Annotated in this window: 11 protein-coding genes and 3 pseudogenes; 3 read left to right on the top strand and 11 right to left on the bottom strand. The window is 42.8% G+C overall.

The features are described from left to right. Window positions 1-196 precede the first annotated feature (196 nt). Window positions 197-1544: pseudogene (locus UB51_RS26955) on the bottom strand (IS3 family transposase). A gap of 413 nt (window positions 1545-1957) precedes the next feature. Between UB51_RS26955 and UB51_RS08130 the strand changes: the two are divergent. Continuing rightward, a complete protein-coding gene (locus tag UB51_RS08130; protein WP_044876880.1) occupies window positions 1958-2158 on the top strand; it encodes a hypothetical protein in 201 nt (66 codons plus the stop codon). 30 nt (window positions 2159-2188) lie between these two features. After that, complete coding sequence (locus tag UB51_RS08125; protein WP_044876879.1) at window positions 2189-2923, top strand: hypothetical protein; 735 nt, start codon at window positions 2189-2191, stop codon at window positions 2921-2923. A gap of 109 nt (window positions 2924-3032) precedes the next feature. Here UB51_RS08125 and UB51_RS28170 read toward each other — a convergent pair whose 3' ends face one another. The 10 genes and pseudogenes from UB51_RS28170 to UB51_RS08080 form a co-directional block, all read right to left on the bottom strand. Then, the gene (locus UB51_RS28170) at window positions 3033-3173 is read right to left on the bottom strand and encodes a hypothetical protein (RefSeq protein ID WP_160297235.1); all 141 of its coding nucleotides are present in this window, start codon (window positions 3171-3173) and stop codon (window positions 3033-3035) included. Window positions 3174-3195: 22 nt separating this feature from the next. Beyond that, window positions 3196-3486 (bottom strand): annotated as a pseudogene (locus UB51_RS08120) (LLM class flavin-dependent oxidoreductase); the annotation flags it as partial. A 20-nt stretch (window positions 3487-3506) separates the two neighbouring features. Continuing rightward, complete coding sequence (locus tag UB51_RS08115; RefSeq protein WP_044876877.1) at window positions 3507-4448, bottom strand: ring-cleaving dioxygenase; 942 nt, start codon at window positions 4446-4448, stop codon at window positions 3507-3509. A 53-nt stretch (window positions 4449-4501) separates the two neighbouring features. Then, the gene (locus UB51_RS08110; RefSeq protein ID WP_044876876.1) at window positions 4502-4945 is read right to left on the bottom strand and encodes a MarR family winged helix-turn-helix transcriptional regulator; all 444 of its coding nucleotides are present in this window, start codon (window positions 4943-4945) and stop codon (window positions 4502-4504) included. 290 nt (window positions 4946-5235) lie between these two features. After that, window positions 5236-6306, bottom strand: coding sequence for an LLM class flavin-dependent oxidoreductase (locus UB51_RS08105; RefSeq protein WP_044876875.1), 1071 nt, complete (start codon window positions 6304-6306; stop codon window positions 5236-5238). 541 nt (window positions 6307-6847) lie between these two features. Further along, complete coding sequence (locus tag UB51_RS08100) at window positions 6848-7450, bottom strand: class I SAM-dependent methyltransferase (protein ID WP_044876874.1); 603 nt, start codon at window positions 7448-7450, stop codon at window positions 6848-6850. 278 nt (window positions 7451-7728) lie between these two features. Further along, entirely contained in the window at window positions 7729-9798 is a 2070-nt protein-coding gene (locus UB51_RS08095) for a serine hydrolase domain-containing protein (RefSeq protein ID WP_044876873.1), read from the bottom strand. A gap of 446 nt (window positions 9799-10244) precedes the next feature. Beyond that, window positions 10245-11720 (bottom strand): protein adenylyltransferase SelO, encoded by a 1476-nt coding sequence (locus tag UB51_RS08090; protein ID WP_044876872.1) that lies wholly within the window; start codon window positions 11718-11720, stop codon window positions 10245-10247. A 292-nt stretch (window positions 11721-12012) separates the two neighbouring features. Next, window positions 12013-13220, bottom strand: a pseudogene (locus tag UB51_RS08085) (MFS transporter). Window positions 13221-13387: 167 nt separating this feature from the next. After that, the gene (locus UB51_RS08080) at window positions 13388-14557 is read right to left on the bottom strand and encodes a serine hydrolase domain-containing protein (RefSeq protein WP_044876871.1); all 1170 of its coding nucleotides are present in this window, start codon (window positions 14555-14557) and stop codon (window positions 13388-13390) included. A gap of 178 nt (window positions 14558-14735) precedes the next feature. Here UB51_RS08080 and UB51_RS08075 point away from each other — a divergent pair, with 178 nt between their 5' ends. Beyond that, on the top strand, window positions 14736-15194 hold the full coding sequence (locus UB51_RS08075; RefSeq protein WP_044876870.1) for an Lrp/AsnC family transcriptional regulator: 459 nt from the start codon (window positions 14736-14738) through the stop codon (window positions 15192-15194). Window positions 15195-15509: the final 315 nt, after the last annotated feature.

Genomic DNA, 15509 nt, shown 5'->3' with positions numbered 1-15509 from the left:
ATTTCTCAATTTGATACGACTCTCTAAATCACCTTCTGCACAGGCAAGATTCATAGTATTAAACCATAAACCTGACGCAGAATTAGTACTTAAAAGATTTGTAAAGACAAGGAAGAGTAGTCCGGATGAGGAGAGTTGGTGCAAAAAAAGACCACTTCAAATGAAGTGACCCCTTAAAGTTAGACAGGTTATTTTATTAGGCGATTTGTTGGGCATGAGTTCGGTACTGTACCGGACTCATGCCTTTTAGTTTTGCTTTAATTCGCTTGTGATTGTAATAATCGATGTATGTAGAGAGCTCTTGTTTAAAATGCTCGATACTTTCAAATTCCTTTAAATACAGAAATTCAGATTTCATGATTCCAAAGAAGTTCTCGATAACAGCGTTATCGTAGCAATTTCCTTTGCGAGACATACTTTGCTTGATACCACGTTCCACAAGGGCTGTTTCATCTGATAGTGCCAGCCTTGGTCAGAATGAATCAGGAGCTTATCTTCAGCTGTTAATCGACTGAATGCTTGATCTAACATCGTGGAAACAAGAGAATAGACGGGTCTTGAACCGATCGTATACGTAATAATTTCGCCATTATATAGATCTAATATAGGAGATACATAGAGTTTTTCTCCAAATAATTTAAACTCTGTTATATCCGTAACCCACTTCTCATTAGGCTTTTCAGCTTGAAAGTTGCGTTCTAAAATATTTGGTGCTATCTTGCCAACCATGCCTTTATACGAACGATATTTCTTCATGCGTACTAGAGACTTTAAACCCAATACCTTCATCAAACGTTGCACCTTCTTATGATTCACACGGTGTCCACGATTCACTAACTCATCTCGAATACGACGATATCCGTAGCGTCCCTGATGCTCCTTGTAAATCGCTTGAATGACGCCTTTTAACTCCTCATCTCTGTCTGGCATACCGAACGTTTTTACCCCGTAATAATACGTGCTACGGGGGATATCTGCTAGCTGTAGGAGTGCTTTCACCGGAAATTCGTTCCTTAGTTCATAGACTACTTGTACTTTGTCTTGTTTGGTGATTTTTCCTTGTTTTGAACTAAGGCATTCAACTTTTTTAAATACGCATTCTCCATGCGCAAACGTTCTACCTCTACTTGTAAAGCCTCTACAGAACCTTCTACTGGCGTTTGATTCTTTCGTTCTTTTGGACCTTTCTTCATAGATGAGCGCCCCTTTTTCTTTGGTTGTAGGGCGTCTACTCCATGTAATTCTAAGCCTCTTTTCCAGCTTAAAATGGTACTATGACTCGCAACATTAAATACCGCAGCAGTTTCTCTAACAGACGTCCCATGTTCGTTCAAATGATTAAGTACGTCTAGTTTATCTTGTACAGAATATGATGTATAGCCATTTTTAAAAGCTTCTTCTCCATGATGCTCATACTGTCGAATCCAATTTGATAAGACTGAATGATGGAGCCCTATGGATTTTGCAATAGCGTTTAAGCTTTCCGATCCATTTTGAAAACGAATAATGGTTTGTAATTTTTCATATGTACTAAACCTCGTCATAGAAAAACTGCACCTCCTATGTTAGATGGTGTCTAACAATTGGGGTGCAGTTCAAAATTGAAGTGGTCTTTGCGTCTATTTTCTTATTTAAAGGGTTTGAATCAATTTGATCATCGCCTCTGGTGTGGGGCGTCATAATTAATGATAAAATATCAACCAAAAATATTGATTTATTAAGGCTCTTTTATTAGAGTGAGAATTCATTTTCCCAATTTGTTTTGATTACTCTTATATCCCACATTTTATGAGAATATCTGGGTTCACAAAATCTGGTATTCTTGCAGATATTACGGAGTTTTAAGTAGGGTTGAAAAAAGAGAGAAATTCTTTCATTTGTTGTTGCGCAGTGTTAAACTTTATTTAGACATACAATACTTTGAATTTCTTAAGTGAATTTGAGGTGAAAAACAGCTATGAAAAATAGAAACGTAACAGGTATTGTATTGGCCGTAATTTATTGTATTGTCCTTTTTGAGATTTTAATTGATGCACCCCCTGGTGAAGCTCCAAATAATCCGCTATGGGCATACGCAATGATTCCACTTGGAGCTGTTGTAATTACCTCTCTCTTTGATTATGTGATCAAGTTCGATTTCTTCAAAAAAAAGAAATAGAAAAAAGGAAAGAATGAATGAAGGATAAAAATGATAAAATTAAAAATTGCTAACACATTTATTGCAGGAGTTCTGCTCTCTACATCTATTGCAATTCCAGCCTTCGCTCAGGATCAGGAAAATTTACCATCTTCTTTGCCAGTATCACAAATGGATCAAGCTGTAAGTCTCTCAGACTTAGTTAAAAGCACAACCAGTAATTCTGTCACTTTTACAGATGGTTCTACATTAGTTCAATACGACAATTACTATATTGCAACAGATTCAAATGGAAAAGAAGAGTTCAAAATCACAAAAGTTGATGATAATAAAGTAAAGTATGAAAACCTGCAAACCGGCGAAGTGAATTATGCAATTAAAGAAGTTGAACCCATTCAAAAAAAACTCGAATCCTCTGCACAGATATTATCAGAAGGTTTTGTATATAAAGGAGCGGTACAAAATTCGACTGAGTTACGATATGCCACTGCCTCTACACTAGCAGGTATACTTGCTTCCTTTATAGGCGGACCTACAACTGGAAAAATATTAGGAGTACTTGTAAGCGTTGGCGGTTATTATCTTTCTATGAATGCACCAAGAGCCTATTGGATAGAAAAAACATACATAAAAGAAGAAAGGCACAGTGATTTTTCTGCGACTTTAACCATTAGGAAAGACTTCCACTATTATCAATATCATGATTATACTGGATTTATTAATACTGTTTCGACAATTCAGATGTGCCAACCTTATGGTTGTGGTCCAGTCGAAGAATATAATTAATAAATAAATCTTTGTCTATTTTGTTTCTATTTAAAGGCTCAATACCAAGGTTTCATTCATTTCTCACTAATTTCTAAAAAATTTTCTCATTAAAATTGAAAAATACTCATTAATTATGACGACACACATCTGGATCCAGGTTATCGCCAAAATGAGCTTTGGTGATTTCATTGACGAAAGCGCCTCTGTTCCTTCTCGCTGTTCTTGTTTTAGACCCTACAATAGAACCTGCAATGGCTACAATCTTCATCCTAAGCACTCCTTATTTCTTAGCTTGTACTTAACACCGTTGCAGAGCTAGCAATTTTAATGCGCTTTGTGGCCTGTGCAATTGCCCCTAAAATGACCGTATGCGCTTGTGTTGTGAAATACGTCTGATGACTTTCACCGACAGCAAATACATCAAGTCCTGCCTCATTCGCTAACTTACTTGCCTCAATTAATTCTTGAATACGCTGTTCAGCACTAATCATTGTGCCTGTATGTGGGTTAGGTATATGATCCCCAATCGAATATAAACCGAATTCAAGTCCTTTATTTGTATCAATACGATATTGCTCCATGTTTATTCTCTCCTATTTATTTAATCGAGTGGTATTAGATTTGCTTCTATTTCTGTACGTCGTTCTTCTAAAAATGGTGGTAAATCTAATTGTTGTCCTAACGATTCGACTGTTGAATCTGTGGTGAATCCCGGACCATCCGTTGCTATTTCAAATAAAATATTGTTTGATTCACGGAAATATAAGCTTTGGAAGTAATAACGATCCACAATTCCTGATGAGTGGAAGCCACGTTCTTTAACGACCGCTTCCCAATAGTGCAGCTCGTCTTCGTTGTTAACACGGATTGCTAAATGATGAATACTTCCTCTTCCGGGTTTCTCACTTGCACCTTCTTGTTGTTTAATAACAATCTCTCCAAATGACTGCCCTGCAACAGACTGATAAATCGCTTCGTTATCAGAGTGGGATGCTTCTACATAACCAAATATGTCTGTTAATGTTTTCGCTAATCGATCCAGGTGGCGCACAGTTATTTCTATTGTACCTATTCCTAAAATGCGATGTTGTTGTTCGATAATAGAGTCTTCCCATGCTGACCAGTTGTCAGGAACCTCTTCACCGTTATTATTTAACAATATCATTCGTAAGCCTTCTGAATCTTCAAAATGTAAAGCATCTCTGCCAGCATAACTTGTAATTTCACCATGTTTTACATCTAATAACTCAAAACGTTTTTCCCAAAACACCAGACTTTCAAATGAAGGAACAAGTAAGCCGATTTGTGTGATTGCATTCGTGCCACGAACTGTACTTCCCACATTGGGTATTTCAAAGAATGACAGCTCCGTACCCGCACTACCTGTTAAATCTCCGTAAAATAAGTGATACATACTTGGGTTATCTTGATTAACAGTCTTTTTTACTCTGCGTAGTCCTAATACTTTTTGATAAAATTGATTATTCATTTGAGCATCTTTTGTAATCATGGAAATGTGATGATGCCCAGGAATTGTATACATTGTTATTCCTCCCTTTTATAACTTGACTAATCAAATGATGTTGTAAAAAAAAATTACTCAGGCGGTAATTCTTTTTGTTGGCTATGTTTGTGCACACGTGTCATCAATGTGTAAAGTATTGTTTGTTCTTCTTCATTTAATACATCATCAAAAAATGACGTTTGAAATGCTAACTGTTCAGGCATTACATGCTCTAAAATAGATTCAGCTTTTGCTGTGAGACTAATCGTTTTTGTCTTCCAATCTTGCTTACGTACAATATATCCTTCTTTTTCAAGACGTACGAGCATACGCGAAATACCACCTTGCGTAACAGTCACTTTTTCGGCTAACACCATTTGCGTGAGTGGCTGATAAATGCGAATTTGCATAAGTACATCAAATTGAGCTGTTGTTAAATCAAAACGTTTCAGAAAGTCATTCGACATCTGGTTACTTTGGTTCGTAAAACGCATTAAACGTAACCAGATTAACGATCCTACCGTATTATTACGCATTTCGTTTTCCTCCTCATCGCTAACCTTAATATCACTTTACTACTCAATTGATAAAATAGCAAGTACAAGATACTCGTCCAGAATATACAGAGCAAAGACCTTATCCCGTAGTATTACTCCATAGTTATGCCATTGTTCCAACAACAAACAACTGAGTTTCTGAAACCCGGCTGTTTGTTGTTTATTTCATTTATTGCTTAACATGGTTTGGAAGAGACAATTGGCGATCGCGTTCTTCATAGGCATCATCCCAACCCATCTTTTTGTAATCAATTCGGAGTGCTTTAATATCACTTACTCGTTTCTTTTCGAACAATCGGGGCTACCTTCGTAGCTAGCAGCTCAATGCTGTCAGCTACTTTCTTAAATGGTAAACCTCCTATGTCCATCTGGGCAATAAAACGCTGATGCCCAAACAGTTCGTATTGGCGAAGGATTTTCGCTGTAATTTGTCGAGGGCTGCCAACGAATAATGCGGAATCTGGACCTGTCATTCTTTCAAATTCGCTTCTTGCTATCCTAAATTCCATCCCTCGCTGACGATTAACGTATGACCAGTAATTTGAATAATAAGGGTAAAATTCCTTCTTGGCTTGTTGGGATGTTTTAGAAATGTACGCATGCCCCGTTACACCTATTTTGAGATCTTCCAGAGCATGACCAGCTTCAATACCAGCTTTACGGTATATATCAACAAGTGGCATAAATCGAGCTGGATCTCCACCTAAGATAGCTATTGCCATCCCAATGCCTAACCTGCCAGCGCGGGCTGCGCTGTCCTCTGTACTCGAAACACCAATCCAGATAGGTAATTGACTTTGTACTGGTCGGGGTGCAATTGCAGCAGTGCTTAATGAGGAACGAAAGCGACCCGTCCAAGAGATATTTTCTTTTTCGCTGAGCTTTAAAAATAAGTCCATATTTTCTGAAAACAGGGCATCATAGTCATTCCGATCATAACCAAATAATGGAAAAGATTCCAAAGTCGCTCCTCGACCGGCGATTATTTCTGCACGACCGTCTGAAATTAAATCCAAAGTAGCAAAATCCTCGAACAGACGTACAGGGTCAACGGTGCTTAACACTGTAGTTGCACTAGTCAATTTGATTTGTTTGGTTACCTGGGCAATAGCCGCCAAAACGACCGGGGTAGCTGATACTGCATAGTCTAAGCGGTGATGTTCGCCAACACCAAAAACATCAAGTCCAGCCTCGTCAGCGAGTTGAGCCGCTTGGATTATTTCCCTTACTCGTTGTTGAGTGCTGATTGCTGTGCCGGTATAAGGATCAATTCCTATATCTCCAAGCGTGTAGATACCGATTTCTATTCCTGAGTTTTTTAACCCTGCCTCTTCTCGCATTGCGATATTTCCCCTCCATTTAAAACGATTAAGATGTGAAAGATAGCTAACTTTATATTAATTGAGAGATCATCATTTAAAGTAGAATGCCACTGATTTATTAGGTCTTCAGGTAATGATCTCGAGATTACACACTCTCTTCCAACTCCAACGTGATAAGTACAAAATATTGTTTGCTAAGATTTCTCCATCTCAATAATGAGCCAACGTGTTTCGTTATCCGTATGCACTGATCTCGGTAGAGGTGCAAATGAACATTCACAATTTCCTTGTTCCCATGTCGGGCCATCTTATAGAAGCCTCCCACTACTTTCAGAACATTTTAATCGATATTCTTAACATTGACTTGTGACAGAATCTATACCGATAAAATAAAAAAACCGCGATATACGCGGATATTAATCGGAGCATGAGATAATAGATTTTTAGTTCACCTTCGGACTAAAAGTCATTATTGTTATTAGCACTTTGATTGTCGCTGTCGCCTAATGGTAGGATCAGTCATGTCACGAATAGGTGAATATATCTCTTCTTATATCTTCTAAACTTTCTTCAAGAGGTGTATGTACCATTTCAGCCCAGCTTTGTGGTTAAATACGGTGACCTTATCCAACACTTCAAACAGACTGCATTGTTCAATTTCTTCGATCTTGTTTTCGATAATAGAGAATGCAAGATCAGTGGTATCTTTGTGAGAATACAAGGAAGTAATGATAACACCATTCTGCGTTAAATAATTGGAATATCTGATAAGAACGCTCGAAGTGTTGGTCACATAATGCAGCGATTCGTTAAAAATCATGACATCATATTGCTTCTGAGGGACATACGTCAGAATATCCCCGCAGTAAAATGAGTTCTCAGGTGATTTACCTGCGGCTATTTTAATCGCTTCTTGAGAAAGGTCAACGCCTGTATACACTTTTTTCTCGCTGTCCAGAAGTAAGTCGTACAATATTCCGGTGCCGCAGCCCATATCCAAGATGCCTTCCTCTGCTACTAATTTTCTTACATATCCATATACGGTCGAATATCTAGCAAACTCTGTGATATCGGATAAATAATCCCACACTCCCGTACTGTACTCCTCATCCCACTGCTGCTGACTGCCCTCAAGATAATCTTGCATTTTCACATTTTCCATTTCAATTCCTCCTAAAAAGCAATAATATGATTATTTTAATCAATATTATACTTTAATTCTATATTATGTCAAATAGATTCATATTATGAAACTAGTATAAATCATAAATAAAACCTCTTACCGTTATCATCCAAAATATTTACTCTCTCAGTGAATCATTTTATCGAACCATACTTTCTTTGCAGTCGATGCGTTCGTGGGAGCACAAAGAAAGAGAACGCTCCCGCACCTTCGCTTGGGCTACGTTCTCCACATTTAATTTCATTACTAAAGAAAACTTATTGTAGCGCAATATGGAACTCCGCGCCTGACTCGCCCGCAAATACAATCATGCCATTTTGAGGGAGTGCCACTTCATGCTGCTTACTAACTACTGTGTAGTTTACACAAGCACCCTGCTCGTTATAGACAGCGAACGCACCTTTTTCTGGCATCGTGACTTTCATGGTCTTCCCAGCAGCCTCGGTAGGAATTGCATACCATTTAGCCAGCCCGTTCTCTGGAATCGTAGCCTTGGATTGTATGCCTACATAGAATGGCTGAACGGCCTCTTCACGAACATACAGGCTGCCCGCCACATCGAGGTATTCCACGCCGTCCTTCGTGTAGAAGTTATATTGCATCGCATCTCTCCCGCCTAAGAGGGGGATATGCAGCTCGCTGACCGCTGTGTTCGCCCCTGTTATTTTACGATTCACCAAGTAGCCTGGAGCCTCCTTCGCAGTGGCAACTTGATAAGACGGCTGCATCACGAAATACAGCTGTGATGTGTATTTCTCATTTACTTCGTAATATTTCTTTCCTTCACGTTCTGACCAAGCCGCTGCAGCTTCAGTAGATAATTCGTTCACTTCAAGCTTCTCTGCTGAATATTGGGACAAAGCCGTCTGCCCTATTCCTGGCATTGTGATATATGCTCGATTCCACAGATACGTACGACCATTATTCGCTGTGACAACACTTATTTTCGCACTACCATCGGCTTTGACAAAGGAACCATCTGCGGTATACGTATACTTCTCGACTGGGTAGCTCGGCATATTGAGCATCGATATCGTCATTTCTCCTTCCGAGCTGATGTCTACCTTCATCAACGCGTTGTATGAGCCATATGCGCCAGCGTGCTTCGCTACTTCCTTCGGCATTTTCGCTTTCATAGGTTCGCCATACGACTTCTGTGGCTTCAACTCGGTAATGATTCCTTTTTCCTGCAAGGCACTGATCAGCATTTCATTAGCCATCACTTGATTGTACTGGCTTGAACCTCCCGAGGACAGCACGACAGCAGCCATATTGTACTCAGGCAGAACGACGAGAGACGAATGGTACAGAATCGTATCCCCGCCCTTGGTTAAAGCTTGAATTCGGTAATCTGTGAATGGGAACAAATTCACACTATCCCATCCGAGTCCATAAGCAATAGAGGAGTCAGCTTCGTCTGTCCATAAGCCCTTCTTATACTCCTTTTGTTCCATCGCTTGAATAGATGAATCCGACACAATGCCTTTCACTTGACCTGTGAATACTTGCGAAAATTTCGCTACATCTTCAGCTGTTGAGTAAATTCCGCCAGAACCAATGACGTTAACTGTGTCCTTTGGAAGCTGGCCCGGGTATGTCGGATAGTATAGTCCTGCCATCTTCCTTGGCTCCACTTGTTCCTGCGGTGTCTTGGTGTTGTCCATGCCTAATGGCTCGGTGAAATATTTATGAATATAGGAAGTGAAGCTTTCACCACTTGCTCTCTCCACTAGAATCTCAGCGAGAGTGAATCCATCGTTGCAGTAAACAGAGAACGCACCTGGATCTGCTTTCAGACTTTGTGCTGCCAGCTGTTGCAATAATGTATCATGGGCAAGTGTGTCGTTATCACCAAACAACATCGTGTTACCCATGGTTGCGCCGCTTAGACCAGACGAATGGTTCAGCAGCATGCGTGGCGTGATCTTCTTGTAGCGTTCGTCCTTCATTTTGAAATCAGATATGTATGCGGTAACGGGCGTATCCAAATTCAATTTTCCCTCGTCGACCAGCTTCATGACGGCAGCAGTAACGAACATTTTACTGGTTGATCCAATTCCGTAGATCGTGTCTGCGGTTAGAGCCTGCTTCCCCTCTGCATCATTCTTGCCAGTATGACCAGACACGATCATGCTGCCATGATCAATAAGTGCATACTGTACACTGTTTGTGCCGTAGCTGCTCGTGAGCAGTGCCGCCTTCTCCGCAGCCACCGTCTTCGTTTTTTCAAATAGATGTTCCTTGTTGCTTGCCGCTTTTGCTGCAGTTGAGCTGAGCATGGTAAATACGACAGATAGAGCAAGCACAGCAGTTAGACCTCTTTTCATTTTTGTTACCTCCCCGTGTTGTATATCGAACAGCTATAGTACGAGTAAGATCACTAAATCGTTCAATTCAAAATAAAAAATCTCCCCCATTCCTTGGAGAGATTTCGTATCTCATAAAGTTTAGCCTAAGTAGTGTAATGCTTTATCAAAAGTAAATGAACAAAAAGCTCGGACTAAGCGCTAATAAAACTATAATATCCTGGTCCATCACTTTATTTTCTTTAAATACTATTCACCTTAACTTGTCTTGGCTTCTTAACCGCAAAATATTGTACTAGTACCGGCAGATGATCTTGGCACTCCCCCGGACCTCATTTGGCACGCTTTAGATAACCCTTTTGAAATATAAGTAATAGAAAAAGGGCTAATTAGTAGCCCCTTTCTGTAAACATTCATTATGAAGTTTTTCTTCACAATTAATTCGTTGGTCTATTGCTTCTATAATATCAGGTCCCGCAAAAAGTCCGGTAAGGATGGGAGGACAGCGCAGGCAGTGTGGAGTAATCAGCCTGTTCAGGAAGGTGCGCATAGGGGCTCGAAAGAACATTAAGAAGCCGCTCCATCACGCTGTAGTCCCCTTGTTTCACCGCGGCTTCTAGAGCGTCTTCTACCCGGTGGTTGCGAGGGATTAGCGCGGGATTACTGTTTCTCATCAACTGATGCGAGGAGGCTTCTGGTTCCTGCTGCCTGACCAGTCTCGCCTGCCATAGCTCATGCCAATGAGCAAATTCCGTCGTGCCAAACAGGGCCGTATCCTCCAGCTTATCAAAAGTTAATGCACGGAAGGTATTGGTGTAGTCCGCACGATACTTCTGCATCATACTGAGTAGGCTCTCAATAAGGAACTCATCCTGTAGCTCTTCGTTAAAAATCCCCAGTTTTGCCCTCATCCCCGTGAGCCAATTACGGTGATACAACTCGGTAAAATCTGAAATCGCATCCTCGGCCAGTTTGACAGCCTTCTCCTCATTGACATGCAGCAGCGGCAATAGGGTTTCAGCAAATCTCGCAAGATTCCATGCGGCAATATGCGGCTGATTGCCATAGGCATAGCGGCCATGAATGTCAATGGAACTGAATACCGTTGCTGGGTCATAGGCATCCATGAAGGCGCAAGGACCATAATCAATGGTTTCTCCACTAAGGGCCATGTTGTCGGTGTTCATCACCCCGTGAATAAAGCCAACGAGCTGCCATTTAGCAATCAGCGTAGCCTGACGCTTAATTACTTCTTGAAGTAGGATCAGATAGCGATTCTCATCAGCTTCAACTTCTGGAAAATGTCTTTGCAATGTGTAATCAGCCAGTGCCTGGAGTTCCTGGGCAGTGCCCCATTTTGAAACGTATTGAAAGGTGCCGACGCGCAGATGACTAGCAGCCACGCGAGTCAGAATTGCACCAGGTTGCTCGGTTTCGCGGATGACTGACTCACCGGTTGTCACCACCGCTAGACTACGGGTGGTAGCAATACCAAGCGCATGCATGGCTTCACTGATGATGTATTCACGCAGCATCGGTCCTAGTCCTGCGCGACCATCGCCTTGGCGAGAGTATGGGGTTCTACCTGAACCCTTAAGCTGAATATCAACCCGCTCACCTACGGGCGTGATCTGTTCGCCAAGCAGAAGAGCACGGCCGTCCCCTAATAAGGTAAAATGCCCGAACTGATGCCCTGCATAAGCTTGAGCAAGAGGCAAAGCACCTTCGGGAATCTGATTACCAGCAAGCACCGCTATGCCATCATTGCTTTGCAGCGCTTTGACGTTCAACCCTAGGGATGTTGCCAACGGACCATTATTAATGATCAACTTTGGTGAGCGTACAGGGGATGGGTTAAGTCTAGTAAAAACTGATTTCGGAAGACGAGCATAACTATTGTCGAAGTTCCATCCTGTTTCTATTATTTCTTTTTTCTCTGGCATCGTATCTCCCTTTTCCTTTGCTCTTTTTGTATATTAGGTGCCCCTTTTAGGGTTAACTCCTGCAAATTTATTATACCTCTCTACACATCGTGGGCGCCCTTTTATGTACTCGACAAATCATTCATGAATTAAGGCGATAAAGGTTTATCAAGAGCTAATTTTAAAAATCTAATATAAATAAGCCAGTAGTACATATTATACATGACCAATATGTACTACTGGCTTATTTTTTTAATTTCTTATTCAACTACCGTTAACAGCTGATTATTATGTCATTGCAAGTTTGTGTGCCTCAACGCCTCTTTGAAGGAAATCCGTATTCTCTAGCTCGCCACGCTACTAGTAGTGCAAAGATCAGTAGAATAAACAATACCCACGGGAAGGAGCCGACACCAAGTGTTTCTATAAGAATCCCGCCCATCACACCGCCCCCCCGATGGCTAGGTTCCATGCCGTCACCAGCATCGACTGAGCCACATCTGCACTCTCGCCAGCAGCTTCAGCAACTGCTGTCTGTAGCAAAGTCGCCGCGCCCCCGAACGTCAACCCCCACACAGCAACCACTAGGTAGATCACGACGGGCTGGCTGCTACTTATGCTTAGTGCAACGGATGCCAGGGCGAAAGCAGTGAGGCTGATAAGAACCAATAGACGCAGTTTGCGGTCGATCAAAACACCGATGACCCAGATGCCAACAAGCGCTGTAATACCGAAATTAAGCAGTACCAAGTCAACGCGCTGGGTAAGCCCAGTCTGAGCAAGAAACGGTGCAATATAGGTATACAGGATGTTATGTGCTAGCACCCAAGTCAGAACGACAAACAGTACCGGCCGCACTCCCGGAATAACAAAGACCTTGTAGAGAGGGAGCCGTTTATCGGGTGCCTCTCCTGGATAGTCCGGTAGCTTCCAAAGCACCCAAGCGACCAGCATCAGAGCCAGAAGCGACATGATCCCGAAGACAGCGCGCCAGCCCACAAGGGCACCGATAAGTGTTCCAGCGGGGACACCGAGTGCCAGGGCGAGGGGCGTACCAACCATCGCCACCGCCATAGCTCGTCCCTTGAGTGACTCCGGCACCATGCGCCGGGCATAGCCTGCTATCATACCCCATAAGACACCAGCGGATACGCCCGCGAAGAACCGAGCTACCAGCGTCAGTGTATAATTGGAAGAAAGAGTGGTAACCGTGTTGAATACGAGAAAACCAAGGATGCACATTAGTAGCAATGGTCGCCGCCGCCAACCGCGCGTCGCAGTGGTTAAGGGAATCGCGGCCAACAGTGAACCAAGGGCGTACAAGGTGACAAGTTGACCCGCAAGGGCCTCAGAGACTCCAAGCCCATCACCTATTTGGAGCAACAAGCCGGCTGGAATCGTTTCGGTAAGAATACAGATAAACCCCGTCATAGCAAGGGCGAGTAATCCAGCCCATGGGAGGCGTTCAGAAGAGGGAGTGCTGGAGGCACTCTGTGTGACAGAAGTTATGTTTTGGCTCATTTCAGAAGCACCTCTCTTGTATAAATTGTAGATTACATGATCCACTGCAATGCGATTAATCGCCTAATAGAATGAAGTGACGTACTGAAGGTCTAATGTTCACAGTATCTTACTACACAGAGAGCCTTGGCCGGCTCATGCCGGATCAAGGCTCTTGTGTTCGTTCTCTATTTCTTGATCCTGTCATAAATGGCTTCACAAAGGTCAACAGTAAACTGACCCGACATGCCTTCCAGTGCGGTATTGGTGAACGCCACGACGCTGAGCCGCTGCTTAGGATCGACGAACCATGAATGACCATAGGTGCCACCCATGCGCCATGTACCCGGGGATTCCGGAGTATCTGCGGCGACAGGATCCTTGAGCAGAGTAATACCTAGCCCGAAGCCTCGCCCTGGCCAAAAGGCCATTGGCAGAACACCGATCTGGTTGGTAGTCATTTCACGAACCATAGACTCGGGCAGCAGGGGTGCTCCGCCCTTGCGTAATGTTTCCAGCAGTTGTAAAAAGTCCCCGGCGCTGCCGACCATGCCAGCTCCCCCAGAAGGATAGGCAGTGTCGTCAAGTGCCCGGCCAGGAGCAAGCTGGAAGCCCGCCGTGCCCTCCAAAAAGGCAATACTGTCGGGATCATGTATAGGCCGTGGCTCTGGTACATCATTGGCATAGGAAGTGGCCAGTCGTTCTGGATCGGCTGCAATAAAACCGGTGTCGCTCATGCCAAGCGGCTTTGTCACCAGCGAATGTACGGCCTCGCTGAGCGGTGTTTCTGTGACCTTTTCAATTACTGCTCCAAGCACATCTGTCGCGATAGAATATTTCCACTCGGTGCCTGGCGTATAAAGGAGCGGTACAGAGGCTAGACGACGCAGGTTCTCTTCCAACGTGATGCCAGGCTGATCCATACCATCCGATACCCCTGCTTGCTGATATGAACCATTCTCTTCTTGAAAGAATCGGTAAGACAGACCCGCGGTGTGCGTCATCAAGTGACGAATCGTCAATGTCGCGAACTCGCCGTTCTGCAAACGTGGCCGAAACTCTGGAAGCCAACGATCAACGCGGTCGTCCAGCTGTAGGCGACCTTGTGCAACTAGTACTAGCGCAGCCGTTGAAACGATAGGTTTGGTAACCGAGGCGAGCCGGAATAAGGCATCTTCTCGCATGAGCCGGTTCATCTCGCGGTCGGCAAGACCAGCAGCGCGGCTATAAACCAGTACCCCATCTATCGCCACTTTAATGACAGCCCCGACCAACCGCTTGTCGGCAAGCGTTCGATCGATTACCTCATCGATGCGACCTGGTAAACATTCTGAATTAACTTTGTTTGAATACAACATACTCAACAGTCTTCATCCTTTCGAAATAGTTAAAGCCTTGAACACTTTACTATTGTAAGTTTATTATATAAAATAAGTTATCTTGATTACATAAGGTAACTAAGTTAAATTAGCCTTGAAACGATTAATTACAAGCTAGTTTATAAGGAATACTTTAAATTTAAAGGAGTCGATTTCGATGGACCACGTTGATAAGCAAATCCTTTTCCACCTTCAAAGCCAAGCGAGAATTTCTATGACGGAACTAGGAAAATGTGTCGGTTTATCACAACCCGCAGTTACGGAAAGAGTTAGGCGCATGGAGGAAAAAGGGATCATCAGCGAGTATCGCACCATAATTTCCCCTGAAAAAATTGGGAAACATGCTGCTGCCTACATGTTGTTTCATTCAAGGGATTGTAACGCATTCCTTGATTTCTGCCGCTCAGCTCCCGATGTCGTCGAATGCTACCGTATAAGTGGAGAACACAACTACTTATTGAAAGTAATAACCGAATCCACACGTGCCCTCGAGGAGTTCGGAAATCAATGTGATAAATACGGGACCTACACGATTCTAATCGTGATGTCATCGCCTATTGATCATAAATTTCTTATACCTTCGCTTGAAGAAGCAAACTTAAACCTGCTGAGTTAAATAGATGTAGTTAAAGTTACAGCATAACTGTTTCGATTGTTTTACGTACAAGATCAAGAATACGGCGAGCGACTTTATCAAGCTGTGCCTCGCTCAACTTACCCTTCTGAACTGCTTCGACAATCCCTACAAGTTGCCGGCGATGTAAGCTTTATTGAAAAAGGGGCGCGAAAGCATTAGGGAAATATTGCCTGTGTGAGTAAAAGAAAATTATATATTCCTCCTCTCTTGAAAGAGGCAGAATAATTGTCGGCAAAGCTCCGGAATGATCGAGGCTTTGCTTTTTTTCTACGGACGCTGATCCCATGGGCTTTT

The organism is Paenibacillus sp. IHBB 10380 (assembly GCF_000949425.1).
In the GTDB taxonomy this organism is placed as follows: Bacteria; Bacillota; Bacilli; order Paenibacillales; family Paenibacillaceae; genus Paenibacillus_AQ.
Note: the sequence above shows the minus strand (reverse complement) of the source record. Positions and strands in the feature narration are given on the sequence as shown.